We start from the raw sequence: 16,798 nt of genomic DNA, 5'->3' as shown, positions 1-16,798 counted from the left end.
AAGACTGCCAAAATTAACGGCAGTCTTCTTTATTTTTCTTCTAAACTCTTTAATGAAAGCAGCTCCCTAATACATAGAACAAGCGGAACTGTACAATATAAGCCTAAAAAGGAGAACTTATGGCATACATTCTCTCTGTTGGAAAAAGTAAACCACAATATGAGATGGAACAAGAGAAAGTCAAAGCCTTAGTTGAAAATCTGTTTCCGTTGTCTGAGCGTGAAAAGCAAAGACTACTGCCTGTATTTGACCACTCTTTAATAGAGAAAAGGCAATTTGTGGTAGAAGAAGAATGGTTTAAGCAAACACATGGTTTACGGGCAAGAAATGAAATATATATCAAAGAGGCCTATCGCCATGCACTCTCGGCAATAGACGATTGTCTATCCAATCCTTTGTTTCTTAATGATAAGGTTAATGCCGATTTAATTGATATGATTATATTTGTCTCTACTACAGGGCTGGCTACTCCTTCGATGGAAGCAAGGTTGATGAATGCCAGGAATTTCCGGGAAGACGTTAAGCGGGTGCCTTTGTTCGGGCTGGGTTGTGCAGGTGGGGTAAGTGGTCTTGCAAGGGCCTATGAGTTTCTGAAAGCGTATCCCGCCAAGAATGTCCTTGTCATTAACTTGGAATTTTGTAGTTTAACTTTCCAAAAGACCGACTCCAGAAAAAGTAACTTTGTGGGCACAGCACTATTTGGTGATGGCGTTAGTGCCACGTTGGTGACTGGTTCTGATTCTGTTCTTATGGAAAAACAGAAGGGTACTGTCCCATTAATCAAGGGTACAAGCTCTAGAACGAAAAAAGATTCAATTGATGTGATGGGATGGGAAATCACTGACACAGGGTTTGAAGTGATTTTTAATAAGAGTATTCCTCATCTAGTAAAAGACTTCTGGAAAAGTCATGTTAATAATTTCATGCAGTCATACAATATGGAGACTGATGAGCTTCCATTTATAGTTGCCCACCCTGGAGGTAAAAAAGTGTTGGAATCCTATCAAGAAGTCTTGCAGATGAATAAAGAGGTTTTTCAGGCATCTTATCAAGTGTTGAGAGACCATGGGAATATGTCATCTGTTACTGTCTGTTATGTGTTGTATGAATACATGAAAGATTTTCCTTCTACAGGAACGAAGTCACTAATGGCAGCACTTGGGCCGGGGTTCAGTTCCGAGTTGATGAGTTTGGAGTGGGTATGATGCCAATTGTTTTTATGGTCTTGTTAGGAGCGGTAATTTTACAACGACTCGTAGAGCTGCTGGTTGCAAATGCTAACCGAAAGTGGGCGCTCGAACGGGGTGGAAAAGAATATGGTGAAACTCATTATAAGTGGTTTATCCTAGTCCATGCGTGCTTTTTCATAAGCTTGGCTGTTGAATCATCTTTATACTTTAATGGATGGAAACCTATTCCCTTCATTTTATTATTTTCTATCTTTACTGCTTTGCAGTTATTCCGGGTATGGTGCATTTTATCCTTAGGGAAATACTGGAATACCAGGGTGATCGTCATCCCGGGCCATGACATTATCGCAAAAGGACCTTACAGATTTTTTAAGCACCCGAATTACTGGGTGGTATTCATGGAGTTCATCATTATCCCGTTACTTTTTCAGGCTTATGCGACGGCGATCATTTTTCCGGTCCTGCATTTGTTACTGTTACGAATTCGAATTCCAATAGAAGAAAAAGCCCTGCATCAATATAGCGCAGCTGATCAATTGTGACAATAATTCATATAATTATGAATCTCGATTGCCAAGAGCAGAATCGTTTGCTATAATCCTAATTAGAAATGAAAATCATTATCAATTGTAGAAAGAAGGTTCTGCATATGATAGTTATGATCGGACTAACTGTTTCTGTTTACAGTGGATTAGCCGTATATATTCTGAATAAGATTAACTCCTCTCCTGCTCGTAAATTAAAGGGGAGAAACAAGACAACGGCAAGTATGGAACAGAGACAAAAACAATATGAACACATACTATCAGCCAGGTGACCGACACCTGGTTTTATTTTTGTTATAATAGAAAAAAGTCGAAAGGTGAGGGACTATGTCGAATATTATGTCTGTGGAAAAAGCGAAGGAATGGTCAGAGGAGAAAAATGTAGTGTTTGCGGACTGCCGGTTTGAGTTAAGTGATCCAGAACAGGGGTATAAAAAATATAAGCGGGAACACATACCGGGAGCTGCTTATTTTGATTTAGAAAAAGATTTGAGTGGAGAGATAAAAAAACATGGTGGCAGACATCCACTTCCCGACATAAATTCACTCCAAAAGAATCTTGCGGCTACAGGAATTGATAAAGACACAATCGTAATAGCTTATGACCAAAATAAAAGTGTCATGTCTGCCAGGATGTTATGGTTATTGAAATTTTGTGGATATGAACGGGTATTTATATTGAATGGTGGGCTTGATGCGTGGAAAAAGGCCGGTTTTCCAGTAGATGACAAACCAGATAACTTAAAACAGGCCGTGGAACATACAATCGAATCGCGACATGAAATGGCATGCGGAGAATCGTATGTCAGAATGAAAAAGGACCAAGAGAACACTGCCCTTATCGATTCCCGCAGCTATGAACGTTATGCTGGCTTTGAAGAACCTATCGACAAAAAGAAAGGCCATATCCCAGGAGCTTTACAATACGATTGGGTCGATGTCTACAAAGAAGATGGATTATGGAAAACGGCAGAAGAATTAAGAAAACATTTCAAGGATTTGGAAAGTAAGCAGGAAATTATTGTTTATTGTGGTTCAGGAGTTACCGCTTCCTCTAACGTTATCGGCTTATGGGAAGCAGGGTTTAGTAACGTCAAACTGTATGTTGGAAGTTTTAGTGATTGGATTACTTATGAAGAAAATGAAGTGGCAACTATCAGCAAGTAAGTCAGGAACGGAATAAATTCAGACCAGAGGGTGGCGGTGCATGAAACAGCAATATACTTTAGCCTATTTTCTAGAGGATTTATGGGCAAAAGGGTTTAAACTATCAGATGAAGATGTTCGCTTCATTTATTTTGGCATGAATTCCACGAATGCTCCTGTATGGAAAGTGATTATCGCTCTCAAGGCTACGTTGCAATTCCAGCAAGCATTTGATGGAAGTTTTTATATGGGAGTTCTCGAACATATCTCCAGAGATGGTGTTACCTCTAAAAAGAAAGCATGGAGAGTTTTAGAAGCAAAAGGCCTGTCAAAACAGAAAGCAATCCGCCATAATAAACCCGCAGACTTATCATCGTAAGTCTGCGGGTCATTTTTTTAGAACCATCCGGGCAAGAGAGTCCGCTTTTCCATTTTGTTTTTCAGGAATCCATTTGAAAAAGACATAAGGGAACCCTGATTGCAGTTGATTAATTTTTTCCAGCAAAGATATGAAATTAGAGTTTTTTGTATGATTTTTTTCGATGGTGTCTACCACAATTTTAGAGTCACTGCGAAACGATAAGATTTCTTCAGGAAAATGCTTCTGGCAGACTTCCAAAGCTTTGATCACTGCCCAGAATTCTGCTTCGTGATTAGACATTTCTCCTAAAGTAAAGGAAAATTCCTGATGGTCTTTGCCGTTTTTAATAAAAACCCCGGCTGCACTTGGACCAGGATCTCCTGCTGCTGCTCCATCTGTATAAACTTCAATCATTATCCTCATCCTTTAATTTCTTTCGGATTAATTATTGCTGCTTCATGTGCCATGTTGTCTCTGAAAAGTTTACGCTTAACAAAAGGGAAAATCCATAAGGATATATATTAATATAGAATGATGTTTTTTATTATACGGAGGAAGATATAATTACACAAATGAAAAAGCGGCAATCCATGAGATTGCCGCTTGGTATATTGGTTTAAATTAGTTTTTTTCTACGTTGGCAGCTTGAGGGCCACGGTCGCCTTCGACGATTTCGAAAGTAACAGATTGACCTTCTTCTAGAGATTTAAAGCCTTCTTCGTTGATTGCAGAGAAGTGTACGAATACATCGTCGCCACCTTCTACTGAGATAAAGCCATAACCTTTTTCTGCGTTAAACCATTTTACTGTACCGTTTTGCATGATAAAAATCCTCCTAAAATCTTGCACGTAACACGTGTTAATTACAAAACAAATAAACCTGATATTAAGTTAATACCTATTCATCGTTTTGCTTGTTTCTAATATAGCTTATGAGTGTCTTTATTGTCAAGGAAGAATAGAAAATGATTGATAAATATTCATATCCAGCGGTCAGTCACCTTGTCAGAAAATTTAATCTTCTCCTTGGAGTATCAACAGATTGTCATCTCTGGGGTAAAATAAATACTGTACATAATAAAAGGGGGTTATTACATGAAGACGGATATAGAGATCGCGCAGCAAGCCGAAATGAAACCGATTGAAGAAATAACAAAAATGTTAGCGCTTACGAAAGATGATTGGGAACCATATGGACATTATAAAGCCAAACTTTCAGACAAACTCCTGGATAAACTGGCCGATCGCCCGGATGGAAAAGTCATTTTGACCACTTCCATCAATCCTACACCGGCAGGAGAAGGGAAGTCGACTGTAACTGTAGGACTGGGACAGGCACTGAATAAAATTAATAAAAAGGCTATCATTGCTCTAAGGGAGCCTTCTTTAGGTCCGACAATGGGGTTGAAAGGTGGAGCTGCGGGTGGAGGTTATTCTCAGGTCGTCCCCATGCAGGACATCAACCTTCATTTCACTGGCGATATCCATGCGATAACAACTGCCAATAATGCACTTTCTGCTTTTATCGATAATCACATTCACCGTGGGAATGAGCTTAACATTGACCCGAGAAGAGTTGAATGGAAACGTGTGATGGACTTGAATGACAGGGCTTTAAGAAATGTAGTCGTCGGTCTTGGGGGTCCTGTCCAGGGGATGCCGCGGGAAGATGGTTTTAATATTACCGTCGCATCTGAAATCATGGCCGTTCTGTGCCTGGCCAAAAATATGGCTGACCTGAAGCAGCGTCTTGCAAAAATACTGATCGGCTATACGTATGATAAAGAACCTGTAACGGTAGGACAATTAGGGTATGAAGGTGCTCTGACATTACTTTTAAAAGATGCTATTAAACCAAATCTGGTGCAAACATTGGAAAATACACCTGCCATCATCCATGGTGGTCCTTTCGCTAATATTGCTCATGGGTGCAATAGTGTTGTGGCGACGAAAATCGCTGCAAAGCTGGGTGACTATGTTGTAACAGAAGCTGGCTTCGGTGCTGATTTAGGAGCGGAGAAATTCATTGATATTAAAACACGTGCAGGCGAATTTGAGCCGGATGCTGTTGTCATTGTAGCTACAATCCGTGCCCTGAAAATGCATGGAGGTAAAGGTAAAAATGAGTTGGCGGAAGAAGACTTGGATGCTTTGAAAAAAGGGATGGAAAATCTGAAAAAACATATGGAAACGGTCGAAGGCTTCGGGCTGCCATATGTCATTGCCATCAACAAGTTCCCGACAGATACTGAGGAAGAAGTAAATTTTGTCCACCATTGGTGTGAGTCCAGGAATGCACTTGTATCAATCGCTGATGTTTTCGCTCAAGGTGGAGAAGGCGGTGTGGATCTGGCTGACAAAGTCGTTCAAGTATGTGAAACAGAACAAACGAACCTCCAGTATGTTTATGAACTTGATGACAACTTAGAGCTTAAAATTCGCAAGATTGCTCAAAAGGTGTATGGAGCAGCAGATATAGAATTATCTCCAAAGGCCAAGAAACAGCTGATCCAATACGAAAAGCTCGGATTCGGTAACTTGCCTGTTTGTATGGCTAAAACCCAATATTCGTTATCAGATGACCCGAGTCTGCTTGGCAGGCCAAAGGATTTTACAGTCAACATCAGAGAGTTGCGTGCATCAGCAGGTGCAGGCTTTATCGTTGTTCTCACCGGCGATATTATGACAATGCCAGGACTACCGAAAAAACCGGCTGCTCTTAATATGGATGTGAAAGAGGACGGGACCATCACAGGTTTGTTCTAAAATGGATTACATTTAAGCTCCCTTAAATGGAAGGCTCAGTTTCAAGATATATTGTTTCCGTTACGGTAGTAACGGTGTGGAGGTCCGGGAAATCACTCGCTTTCCATGGGCGTACGGTGAGCTTCCTCGGGCTAAAGCCCTGCGGGATCTCACCATGTACTGTTCTCCCATTGGAGTCTCGCAATTTCCCGGACCTCCTTGCATTTATAAGAGAACGGAAACATCCGTACTCAAACCTTCGAATATAGAGTGAGTTAAGCATGAAATGCAATCTAAAAGCCCTCGCCTTTCTTCAAATATAATTCAGCAACTTAGAAGGGCACTACAATTTGACAGGGGTTCGTTTTCTCACCTTTCGGATGGGGTGGTTGGGAAACTGCGAGACTCCCGCGGGAGAAGGGGCTAGGCAAGACCCCACAGGGAGAGGAACGACCGAGGAGGCTTGCCAGTTCCCCCGCAGGAAAGCGAGTAGTTTCCCAGCCACCCCTGACTCGATTATGATAAAGAACCCTTGATATCTTGAAATCAAGTCTTCGACTTTTCGGCCCTTTTGTTGAATAAGCCTCTTTTGGTAAATTAACAACAACGTTCAATATAACTATGTAACAAAAGAATCTCCCAGCTGATAAGCGGGGAGATTTTTGCTACAATCAAAGGAATCATGGATAGTGCGAGGTGAAAGATAATGACTATAAAAATTGGAGTCACTGGCTGGGGGGACCACGATCTGTTATATGATGATCGTATAGCTGCAGGAGACAAGCTTTCCGCTTACGCCTCCCATTTCCCAGTAGTCGAAGTAGATACAGCTTTCTATGCCATTCAACCGGAAAAAAATTATCGCAAATGGCTAAGTCAGACTCCTGAAAACTTTTCGTTTGTCATAAAAGCCTATCAAAAGCTTACAGGACATGACCGCTCGAAGTTGACGCTACAGGAAGCGAAGGCGTTGATGGAGGAATACAGAGAATCCATTCAGCCTGTCATAGATGCAGGGAAATTGAATGCTATTCTGTTTCAGTTTCCTCCTTGGTTTGATGTTCGAAAAGCACATATCCAAAAACTGAAAACGATACGAGACTGGCTGCCGGACCTGCCCTTGGCTTTAGAATTTCGAAACCGTTCCTGGTTCGACCCCCAATATAAACAACAGACGCTTGACTTCATGAAAGAGGAAAAGTGGATTCATACAATCGTCGATGAGCCTCAGGCTGGCGAGAATTCCGTGCCTACCATACTGGAGCCGACACATCCTGATAAGACCTTAATCCGTTTTCATGGAAGGAATGTGCATGGATGGAACCGCAATGGCCGGGAAGGGAAAGACTGGCGTGCTGTTCGCTTTCTTTATCGCTATAACGAGAAAGAATTAGAAGAATGGGTAGAAAACCTTAAGAAACTGGAGCAGCAAACAAAGGATATTACTATCTTTTTTAATAATAATTCCGGCGGCGATGCAGCTGCTAATGCTAAGCAGCTGATTGATATGCTTGGGATCACATATGAAGACCTTAATCCAAGACAAATGGATTTATTCAACTTTTGAGGAGCAGCAATTATGGATGAGAATTTATTATTAAAGAAAATCGAAAGCTATGTAAAAGAACGGTTTGAAAATGATGTAACAGGCCATGATTACTTTCATATGAAACGTGTGGCTAAAACAGCGAGGCAAATAGCTGAAAAGGAAGGGGCACGCCTATTTCTGACTGAAGCTGCAGGCTGGCTGCATGATATAGGAGATGCCAAGTTATTCGCTGACTCTAATCAGGCAAGAAAGAGGATGATCGATTTTCTTAAGGAACTAAAGGTGCCTGTTGAAATGATTACAGAAATCGAAATTGCTATAGAGGATGTATCTTTTTCTAAAGGAAAAGTTCCTGAGACATTGGAGGGCAGAATTGTGCAGGATGCGGATCGTCTTGATGCGATTGGTGCCTTAGGAATTGCGAGGACTTTCGCATTTGGTGGTGCAAAAGGTCAATTAATTTATGATGAAGAACAAGGAAGAACCTCTATTCAGCATTTTTATGATAAGTTATTGACACTTAAGGATAAAATGAATACCGAGTCTGCAAAGCTGGAGGCTTTAGAACGGCATGCATTAATGGAGTCTTATTTAAATCAATTTTATCAGGAGTGGCACACATGCTAGAATAGAGAAAAGAAAACGACGAGGAGTGACGGGATATGACAACGGGAGAACAGGCTTATCTGGAAATGTGTCAGGAAGTGTTAGAGAATGGGACGAAAAAAGGGGATCGGACTGGCACAGGTACATATTCCACTTTTGGAAAGCAGCTTCGATTTGATTTGGCAGAGGGATTTCCGTTACTGACGACGAAGCGTGTGCCTTTCCGCTTGATTGCGAGTGAATTGCTCTGGTTCATCAAAGGGTACACCAACATTCGTTACCTTTTACAGCACAATAATAATATTTGGAACGAATGGGCGTTCAAAAAATGGGTGGAAAGCGATGAGTATGATGGACCGGATATGACGGATTTTGGCATCCGCAGTCAGCAGGATGAAGCCTTTCATGCTATTTATCAAGAGCAGATGGACCGCTTCAAACAATTAATTCTTGAGGATGATCATTTTGCAGAAGCATATGGAGATCTAGGCTCCGTATACGGAAAGCAATGGCGGGCATGGAAGACTTCCCAGGGAGAAACGATTGACCAGCTCAAAGAAGTAATAGACAACATTAGAACTAATCCCGATTCAAGAAGGCATATCGTAACCGCATGGAATCCGGAAGACGTTCCTTCAAACATGGCTCTGCCGCCGTGTCATACCATGTTTCAATTTTACGTAGCTGAGGGCAGACTTTCCTGCCAGTTGTATCAGCGCAGCGGTGATATCTTCCTCGGTGTTCCGTTCAATATTGCCAGTTATGCACTTCTTACCCATCTTATTGCTCATGAATGCGGTCTTGAACCTGGAGAATTCATCCATACCCTGGGAGACGCTCATATTTACACCAACCATACCGAACAAGTAAAGACCCAATTGGCTCGTGAGCCGAGAGCTTTCCCGGCACTGAAACTGAATCAAGAAAAGTCCTCCATATTTGATATTGAAATGGAAGACATGAAAATAGAGGGCTATGACCCACATCCAGGCATTAAAGCACCTGTTGCTGTTTAGAAGGGAGCACTGAAATGATATCACTACTATTTGCAATGGATAGGAATCGGGTTATGGGGAAGGACAATGACCTCCCGTGGCATTTACCTAATGATTTGAAATTCTTTAAAGAAAAAACAATCGGCCATACCATTATAATGGGAAGAAAAACCTATGAATCCTTCAATCGCCCATTACCGAAAAGAGAGAATGTCATACTGACAAAAGATGAGTCCTATCAGCAGCCAGGGTGTAAAATCATTCATGATATGAGCGAAATACTGAGGTGGAATGAAGAAAACCCTGAAACTGAGTGGTTCGTTATTGGCGGTAGTGTATTGTTTGAACAGATTCTTGATCAAGCGGATCGTATGTATATGACCTATATTGATGAAACTTTTCAAGGAGATACCTACTTCCCAGAGTATAAAGAAGATGAGTGGGAATTGACGCATGAAGAAAAAGGTGTCAAGGATGAGAAAAATCCGTATAATTATTATTTCCGTACGTATGATCGGGTGAACAAATGACAGACTATTGTGGGGTCTTATTAGCCGGCGGGCAGTCAAGCAGGATGGGAACCGATAAAGCGCTGCTTGAGCTAGGAGGCTTCAAGACAATCCAATGGGTGGACGAGAAACTTAGCATGGTAACAGATCAGAGGGCAATCATCACTAATCAGAAGGAACGCTTTGCTTTTGTGGATATTCCTTCTTATCCTGATGTATTTAAGGGAGAAGGGCCGATGGCGGGACTGCATGCTGCGATCCACTATCTTCCTTCTGATTATTATCTGTTATCCGCCTGCGATACTCCTTTCCTTTCTCCGGCTGTCTATGAAGTTTTAAAACAACAGGTGGTGGGCCATGATATTGCCATCCCCGTTTTCAATGGAAAGTTCCACCCGATGTCAGGCGTTTACTCAGTCGAAGTTTATAAGAAAGCCGGGGAGCTTTTAAATCAAGGCAAGAGAAGCATGAAGGCGTTATTCAACGAAACGGATACGGTGTTCGTCGACCAGTTTCCATCCATCGATACGGTTGAACTGGAGAGGCACTTTTTTAATATGAACGATCCAAAGGACTATGAGAAAGCTCAAGAAATTGTAAAAATAATTAAGAGTTAAAGGACATGGACCGTAATCCGTGGTAGAATGTAGTTGCTTGAGACAAGATTCGCTTAAACAATCGAACATTTTATGACAACAGTGAAAAAACTACAGTATTTCAAGTGCGGAACCGTTATAATGGGACCATGATAAATCGTTTCTATCTTGTAATCTATTTTGGGAAGGATGGTGAAAGGAATGTTAACAAGTATCGGTGTACCTGGGTTGATTTTGATTTTAGTCATTGCATTGGTTATTTTCGGCCCATCAAAACTTCCTGAAATAGGTAAAGCTGCTGGCCAGACTTTAAGTGAATTTAAAAAGTCAGCGAAAGACATGACAGGCGATGTAGCCGGTGATGTCAAAGAAGTAAAACAAGCGTTCACGGATGATCAGCAATCATCGAATAAATAATCTCTCTTAGAGGTGATAGTTATGTTCAGTAACATCGGCGTTCCTGGTTTGATTTTGATACTAGTCATTGCTTTAGTCATCTTCGGCCCGTCCAAGCTTCCTGAAATAGGTAAAGCTGTAGGCAGTTCCTTAAAAGAGTTCAAGAAAGCCACCAATGATATGATGTCGGATGATGATAAAAAGTCGGACGATAAAAATGATAACAAATAACAATGAATACCAGGAAGGTGTAAGGGGCGACCTTGCATCTTCTTTACTTGTGGGATAGGAAGTTTTACATTTGCATATGCTTGACGGCCCCCTGCAAGATGCAGGTTATGCCGGCACGTCAAACGAGCATGAGTACATAACGCTTGAGCTTTAAACTGGAATGGTGCAGCGGGAGGTGTTGAGGTTGAAAAAACAGAAACAAATAGAAGACGTCGAAATGAATTTGACAGACCATTTAACAGAACTGAGAAAGCGGATCATTTGGACCCTTGTCTCCTTTGTGGCCTTTTTTATTACTGGATTCATTTTTATTAAAGATATTTATGAGTTCTTTGTCAGTGATCTCGCATTCGACTTACATGTAACGAGCCCTGGGGAGATCATCTGGATTTATTTCTCCATGGCAAGTATCGTTGCTTTGATCGGTACACTGCCAATTCTCAGCCTGCAAATCTGGCTATTTGTAAAACCGGCTTTGACACCGAAAGAGACAAAGGTTTCTCTTTCTTATATCCCGGCTATATTTTTGTTATTTTTAGCTGGATTGACTTTCGGTTATGTCATTTTTATCCAATTGATACTTCCGTTCTTGTTATCCTTGAATGATGGAATGTTCAATGAAATTTTCACGGTCGATCGTTATTTCAAGTTTTTGTTCCGGGTGACCATCCCGTTTGCTATTTTATTTGAAATACCTATCATCACAATGTTCTTGACAAGCCTGGGCGTGATCAACCCTGTTATGTTAGTGAAAATCAGAAAGTATGCGTATTTTGTATTGATCATCATAGGTACCATGATTTCACCACCTGATTTTATTTTACAGCTGGTGACAGCCGTTCCACTGATTATCTTATACGAAGTGAGTATCATTCTCTCTCGTGTCGTGTATCGCAAAAAATTAAAGCATCACCGCGAATTTATGGAGCAGGATTTCGAAGATGATGAGTATGGAAGCTGACAATAAACCCGCTGTCCTCTGTGACAGCGGGTTTTTATGTAGCGATATAGTCTAAGCATGCAGGAGCTAAAGGGCTGTAATTTTTCAAAAAAAAAGACCTCAACTGTTTTTATAGTCAAGGCCAAGTCACAAACAAAGGATCATCACTTGCACATCTATATAATACCAGCATACTTTAGGTCTGGAAGTGAGGTTTATCACTAATTCATTGATTTTAACGAAAAACCATGATAAAACTTATACAATAGTTCGTATGAAGTAAGGGGGAGCTTTGGGTGCGTTCATTTTACCATTATATGATGCGATTCAGAGGGAACAAGCAGCAAGATCACGAAAAAGAATTGGCAGACTGGATGTTTGAGGATCATAGTTTTCCTAAGCAATCTACATCTTATCATGAAGTTAGTGACTATCTGGAATGGAATGCTCCATTCCCAGAAGCACTTAGCGTTTTTGATCGGTTATGGGAGTCTTATCAAGTGGATGAAAAAGAATAGTTAAAATGGAATCGTGCAGCTGGCTGGTTGTGCGGTTTTTCATTTTACCAACAGGTAACATTTCCCTGTTGTTCGTAACGGAACCCACGTTCGTGTATAATAAGCTTATACTATGAACAGTGTATTCAAGTATGAAAGTGAGGGTATTCAATGAAACTATTACATACCGCAGACTGGCATCTTGGTAAAATTGTCAACAGTGTACATATGACGGAGGACCAGCGCTATATTTTACAAGAATTTATGAAGATAGTAGATGACGAGCAGCCGGATGCAATCATTATCGCAGGCGATTTATATGATCGTTCGATCCCTCCAAGAGAAGCGGTTGAATTGTTGAATGATGTTTTGACGGGATTGGTAATCGATAAAAAAATCCCGGTATTAGCGATTTCAGGAAACCATGATAGTCCGGATAGACTGGAGTTCGGCAGTCAGTTATTCCGGTCTCAGCAATTATATTTAGATACAAAATTAAAAGGTGAATTTCAACCTGTCACGTTGCACGACGAACATGGGCCGGTCCATTTTCATCTGGTCCCTTATTTGGAACCGGCGGAAGTAAGACAGTTTTTTGACGATGATCGCGTCCAATCTCATCACCAGGCTGCGGAACGGATGATTGAACATATAAAATCGAATCATGATATGTCAGAGCGCCATGTGTGGGTCGGTCATTCCTTTTTAGCCGGTGGAATGGAAACAGAATCGGAAGAAAGGTTATCGATGATAGGCGGGAGTCCATATATCGATGCAGAACTGTTTGAGGATTTTTCCTACGTGGCATTAGGGCATTTGCATCAGCCACAACGGGTAAGGTCCGAACATATTCGTTACAGTGGGTCCATCTTAAAGTATTCTTTTTCTGAAGCGAACCACCGAAAGGGTGTCACAATTGTAGACCTGACCGGTGAAGATACCACCTTCAGACAAGTGCCCCTAAAACCACGACGGGACCTTGAAGTTGTAGAAGGCTACCTGGATGACTTTTTGAATCAGGATTTGCCTGCTCATCCGGAAAATTATCTTCATGTGAAATTGCTGGATGACGGTCAGTTAGTGGATCCGATGGGGAAGTTACGGAGGAAATACCCAAATATATTACGACTCGAACGGAATATGCTCTCCTCACAAAAAAAGCTACAGGATCTCACAAAAATCAAAGAACGTCAGGAAATGTCTCATACGGATTTATTTGCTTCCTTTTATGAAGAAATGAAAGGGGACGCTATCCCTGAAAAACGGAGCCGGCATATTGAACAAGTCATCAATAAATTAATGACTGAAGAGCGGGTGAAATGACATGAAAGCTATTACATTAACTGTTACCGCATTCGGACCTTATCGTGGGAGACAGCATATCGATTTCAGCAGACTCGGGGAAGAATCGATATTTTTAGTAACTGGTCCGACTGGAGCGGGAAAAACGACGATATTTGATGCTATGTGCTTTGCATTATACGGAAAAGCAAGTGGCAGCGATCGGGATCAGGATACCTTGCGCAGTCACTTTGCTGAACCGGATGAACAGACAAGTGTTGAATTTGTGTTTGAACTGAGAGGGAAAACCTATCGTGTTATCCGAACACCGAAACAGCCGAAGAAAAAAGCGAGAGGTGAGGGGTTTACCGAGGATCCTGCAAAAGCAGAATTGTATCTGCTTGATGGAGAAAAAGAAATATTAGCAGCTTCTCGTATTAAAGAAGTGAATGAAACGCTGGAAGAGATGATCAGCCTCGATTATGAGCAATTTCGTAAAATGATCATGATTCCACAGGGAGAATTTCGAAAACTTATTTCAGAGAACAGTAAAGAACGGGAAGAAATACTCCAACGCATTTTCCATACCCATTTTTATGAAAGAGTCACGGAGGAGCTTAAACAGCACTCCAGGCAATTAAAAGAAGAGATAAGCCAGTATCAATGGAAGATCAAACAAGAGACAACTAAAGTTACCTGGGACGAAGATGAAGATGTTGATACGTTAGAAGATCCGAAAGAGATCTTGACAATGCTGGAACAAAAAGAAAAACAGGGGCAGAGTTCCCTACAGCACGTGGAGGAGCAGCTGACAAAACAAAACGTCAAGTTAAAAAAGACGCAGGAGTCCTTTTACCAGGCCAAGCAGTTGCAGGAAGGTTTTTCGAGGTTGAAAAAATACCAGGAAGAAAAACAAGCATTGATGCAGCAACAGCCGGAAATGGAAAAAGTGAAAGAAAAACTGTCGCAAGCTGAAAATGCGATGGAAGTGATACCGGTCGAGGAGCAATGGAAGAGCCGGCAGCAGGATTATGAACGCTTGAAAGCACAGTTAGAACAAAAACAGACTTATCTTGCTGAAAACCGCGAACAGTTCGTCAAACTTCAGAAAACATATGAACAAGAATCAGAAAAAGAACCAGAGCGGGAGCGGTTAAAGGAAGATATCAAACGAAACAAAGAGGAGCTGGAGAAACTTAACAAACTGAAAGTCCTTCACGAAGAGAAAGAAAAGGCCAGAAAGCAGCTGGAAGGAAAATCTCAAGCTATTCAAAAGCTGAAGCATGCAGTTGAAGCGAACAAACGGGAAAGGACAGAGCTCCAGGGGATGCTTAAGCGGGAAAGTGAATGGAATAAAGCTTATTATCAGTGGAAGCAGGATTTTCAGGAACAAAAAACCATTCAAAATAGAATCGAAAAATTAGTCAAAGTTAATGAAGACATCTTGAAGATGCGAAACAGGTACCGGGATTTCAGACGGCAATACGATAAAAAGGTTTCGGAAGCCGAGCATATGAAGAACCAGCTGGATGAAAAGCAAAAAGAATTGAATCAGCAGCACGCTTTCCTGTTAGCGAGTTCCCTTGAAGCAGGAGAACCCTGCCCGGTGTGCGGTTCTGAACACCATCCTTCTCCGGCTGGGGCATCCAGCCAGGGAACTTCATCCCTGGAGGTTGTCGAGCAGTTACAGGAAAAGTACCGGCAGGCTGAAGAAGCTGTCAAGAAAGAGGAAGAGCAAAATATACAACTGAAGGCGGAAGGACAATCACAAAAACAGTTACTCGTAGCGGTTCATGAAGAAGTCGCTGAACATGTTCCTGACCTTCAGGAGGAAACGATTAAGAAAGTACAGCAAAAACAGGCAGAAGCGATGGCTATGTATCAACAGAAAATAACGGAAATAGAGGCCAAACTGAAAGAAATAGCTGATGCAAATGAAAAAGCGAAGCGGTTGGATAATCAGCTGGAAGCCTATCAAAGCGAACTGGAAGCTGAGCGGGAACAATACAATCAGCTTGAGAACAGTTTCGTGAAAACAGAAACATGGATCGAACAGTTGAGTGAAGGAATGAACACCACCCTGGACGGTTTAGGGCAAATGAAAGAAACGATTGCCCGTATGGAACGGGATTATCACCAGGCTGTAGCAGAATGGGAAGAAGTAAAAGAACGGTTTGAAAAGAAGAAAGAACAACTGCAAAAGCTGGAAGTGGAAGTTTCTGAGCTTACCAATTATACAGAAGAAAGCAGACAGATGGTCGCAAAATGGCAGGAGAAGTTAGAGGAACAGCTAACCAAGTACGATTTTGCCAGTTTAGAAGCCTACCAGGCGGTTAAGCTTCCTAAGGAAGACTGGGAAAAATTAAAATATAAACTGGAACAGTACAAGCAGAAGCTGGTCACGAATGGAGAGCAGACCGCGGAACTGGAAGCACACTTGAAAGACAAGGAAGAACCTGAAATAGAATCATTACAAGCAAAGCTCGAGCAGGAAGAGAAAGTGAAAGAAGTACTCGCTTCGCGTAAAAACGAAGCCGAACTGCATCTTAAAATGATTCAGGACGTTCAAACAGCGGTGGAGTCGTTATATAAGGAACAGGAGCAATTGCTGAACGATTATTATGATATTGGTGAACTTGCCGATTTAGCCAGAGGAGAAAATCACTTGCGTCTATCCTTTGAACGGTACGTTCTTTCTGCATTCTTAGATGAGATTCTTATGCAGGCAAACATCCGCTTCGATCAAATGACTGATCATCGCTACCAGCTGATCAGAAGTGACCAGGTCGCAAAACGTGGAGCCCAGAGTGGTCTTGATTTGGAAGTTATGGATCATCACACAGGGCTGCAGCGTTCGGTCCGAACACTTTCAGGTGGTGAGGGATTCAAGGCAGCATTGAGCCTTGCCTTAGGAATGGCTGATGTCGTCCAGGCTCATGCAGGAGGCGTGCAGCTGGATACTCTGTTCATCGATGAAGGCTTCGGCACCCTTGATGATTTATCGTTAGAGCAAGCGATCGGCTGTCTGAAAGATTTGCAGGACGGCAACCGTATGCTTGGGATCATTTCCCATGTTCCCCAATTGAAAGAGGAAATTAAAGCGAAGCTCCATATTTCACCAAGTCCGGAAGGCTCAACGGTACAGTTTGTATTCCATTAATTACTTTTTAAAACTATGTTTCTCTCATGTTATATTATTAAATGCACATGT

18 protein-coding genes are annotated in these 16,798 nt (G+C 41.7%); 16 read left to right on the top strand and 2 right to left on the bottom strand.

The annotated features are described in order from the left end of the window. Positions 1 to 119 precede the first annotated feature (119 nt). From B9Y67_RS17390 to B9Y67_RS17375, 4 genes are all read left to right on the top strand, one after another. Positions 120 to 1,205 carry a type III polyketide synthase gene (locus B9Y67_RS17390; RefSeq protein WP_085508647.1) on the top strand — a complete coding sequence of 362 codons (1,086 nt, stop codon included), beginning with the start codon at positions 120 to 122 and terminating at the stop codon, positions 1,203 to 1,205. Continuing rightward, entirely contained in the window at positions 1,205 to 1,732 is a 528-nt protein-coding gene (locus tag B9Y67_RS17385) for an isoprenylcysteine carboxyl methyltransferase family protein (RefSeq protein ID WP_085508646.1), read from the top strand. The genes B9Y67_RS17390 and B9Y67_RS17385 overlap by 1 nt, the downstream gene beginning before the upstream one ends. A gap of 330 nt (positions 1,733 to 2,062) precedes the next feature. Beyond that, positions 2,063 to 2,902: a sulfurtransferase gene (locus B9Y67_RS17380; RefSeq protein WP_085508645.1), complete on the top strand. Its 840-nt coding sequence runs from the start codon at positions 2,063 to 2,065 to the stop codon at positions 2,900 to 2,902. Between the two features lie 40 nt (positions 2,903 to 2,942). After that, positions 2,943 to 3,260 (top strand): DUF6123 family protein, encoded by a 318-nt coding sequence (locus B9Y67_RS17375; RefSeq protein WP_085508644.1) that lies wholly within the window; start codon positions 2,943 to 2,945, stop codon positions 3,258 to 3,260. 9 nt (positions 3,261 to 3,269) lie between these two features. Here the strand turns inward: B9Y67_RS17375 and B9Y67_RS17370 are convergent, their stop codons facing one another. Together B9Y67_RS17370 and B9Y67_RS17365 are read right to left on the bottom strand one after the other, a co-directional pair. After that, positions 3,270 to 3,656: a ribonuclease HI family protein gene (locus B9Y67_RS17370; RefSeq protein WP_085508643.1), complete on the bottom strand. Its 387-nt coding sequence runs from the start codon at positions 3,654 to 3,656 to the stop codon at positions 3,270 to 3,272. A gap of 207 nt (positions 3,657 to 3,863) precedes the next feature. Then, on the bottom strand, positions 3,864 to 4,064 hold the full coding sequence (locus B9Y67_RS17365; RefSeq protein ID WP_062446268.1) for a cold-shock protein: 201 nt from the start codon (positions 4,062 to 4,064) through the stop codon (positions 3,864 to 3,866). A gap of 273 nt (positions 4,065 to 4,337) precedes the next feature. On the opposite strand from B9Y67_RS17365, the gene B9Y67_RS17360 reads away from it, so the two are divergent. The 12 genes from B9Y67_RS17360 to B9Y67_RS17305 all read left to right on the top strand — a co-directional run bounded on the left by B9Y67_RS17360 (position 4,338) and on the right by B9Y67_RS17305 (position 16,747). Further along, on the top strand, positions 4,338 to 6,008 hold the full coding sequence (locus tag B9Y67_RS17360; protein ID WP_085508642.1) for a formate--tetrahydrofolate ligase: 1,671 nt from the start codon (positions 4,338 to 4,340) through the stop codon (positions 6,006 to 6,008). A 685-nt stretch (positions 6,009 to 6,693) separates the two neighbouring features. Continuing rightward, complete coding sequence (locus B9Y67_RS17355) at positions 6,694 to 7,554, top strand: DUF72 domain-containing protein (RefSeq protein ID WP_085508641.1); 861 nt, start codon at positions 6,694 to 6,696, stop codon at positions 7,552 to 7,554. A gap of 12 nt (positions 7,555 to 7,566) precedes the next feature. Next, positions 7,567 to 8,163, top strand: coding sequence for an HD domain-containing protein (locus tag B9Y67_RS17350; protein WP_085508640.1), 597 nt, complete (start codon positions 7,567 to 7,569; stop codon positions 8,161 to 8,163). 35 nt (positions 8,164 to 8,198) lie between these two features. Next, positions 8,199 to 9,158 (top strand): thymidylate synthase, encoded by a 960-nt coding sequence (locus B9Y67_RS17345; protein ID WP_085508639.1) that lies wholly within the window; start codon positions 8,199 to 8,201, stop codon positions 9,156 to 9,158. A 14-nt stretch (positions 9,159 to 9,172) separates the two neighbouring features. Continuing rightward, complete coding sequence (locus B9Y67_RS17340; RefSeq protein ID WP_085508638.1) at positions 9,173 to 9,667, top strand: dihydrofolate reductase; 495 nt, start codon at positions 9,173 to 9,175, stop codon at positions 9,665 to 9,667. Then, entirely contained in the window at positions 9,664 to 10,263 is a 600-nt protein-coding gene (gene mobA / locus B9Y67_RS17335) for a molybdenum cofactor guanylyltransferase (RefSeq protein ID WP_085508637.1), read from the top strand. The genes B9Y67_RS17340 and mobA overlap by 4 nt, the downstream gene beginning before the upstream one ends. 180 nt (positions 10,264 to 10,443) lie before the next feature. Next, entirely contained in the window at positions 10,444 to 10,659 is a 216-nt protein-coding gene (locus tag B9Y67_RS17330; RefSeq protein WP_085508636.1) for a twin-arginine translocase TatA/TatE family subunit, read from the top strand. A gap of 21 nt (positions 10,660 to 10,680) precedes the next feature. Continuing rightward, the gene (locus B9Y67_RS17325; RefSeq protein WP_085508635.1) at positions 10,681 to 10,869 is read left to right on the top strand and encodes a twin-arginine translocase TatA/TatE family subunit; all 189 of its coding nucleotides are present in this window, start codon (positions 10,681 to 10,683) and stop codon (positions 10,867 to 10,869) included. A gap of 160 nt (positions 10,870 to 11,029) precedes the next feature. Continuing rightward, positions 11,030 to 11,830: a twin-arginine translocase subunit TatC gene (tatC, locus tag B9Y67_RS17320; protein ID WP_085508634.1), complete on the top strand. Its 801-nt coding sequence runs from the start codon at positions 11,030 to 11,032 to the stop codon at positions 11,828 to 11,830. Between the two features lie 275 nt (positions 11,831 to 12,105). After that, positions 12,106 to 12,327 (top strand): YozE family protein, encoded by a 222-nt coding sequence (locus B9Y67_RS17315; RefSeq protein ID WP_085508633.1) that lies wholly within the window; start codon positions 12,106 to 12,108, stop codon positions 12,325 to 12,327. A 150-nt stretch (positions 12,328 to 12,477) separates the two neighbouring features. Next, positions 12,478 to 13,629: an exonuclease SbcCD subunit D gene (locus B9Y67_RS17310; RefSeq protein ID WP_085508632.1), complete on the top strand. Its 1,152-nt coding sequence runs from the start codon at positions 12,478 to 12,480 to the stop codon at positions 13,627 to 13,629. A gap of 1 nt (position 13,630) precedes the next feature. Continuing rightward, a complete protein-coding gene (locus B9Y67_RS17305; RefSeq protein ID WP_085508631.1) occupies positions 13,631 to 16,747 on the top strand; it encodes an AAA family ATPase in 3,117 nt (1,038 codons plus the stop codon). The last annotated feature ends 51 nt before the right edge of the window (positions 16,748 to 16,798 follow it).

Origin of the sequence: Thalassobacillus devorans, from assembly GCF_900176565.1 — a bacterium.
Taxonomy (GTDB): domain Bacteria; phylum Bacillota; class Bacilli; order Bacillales; family Halobacillaceae; genus Thalassobacillus; species Thalassobacillus devorans_A.
This window is presented reverse-complemented; position numbering and strand designations above follow the sequence as displayed.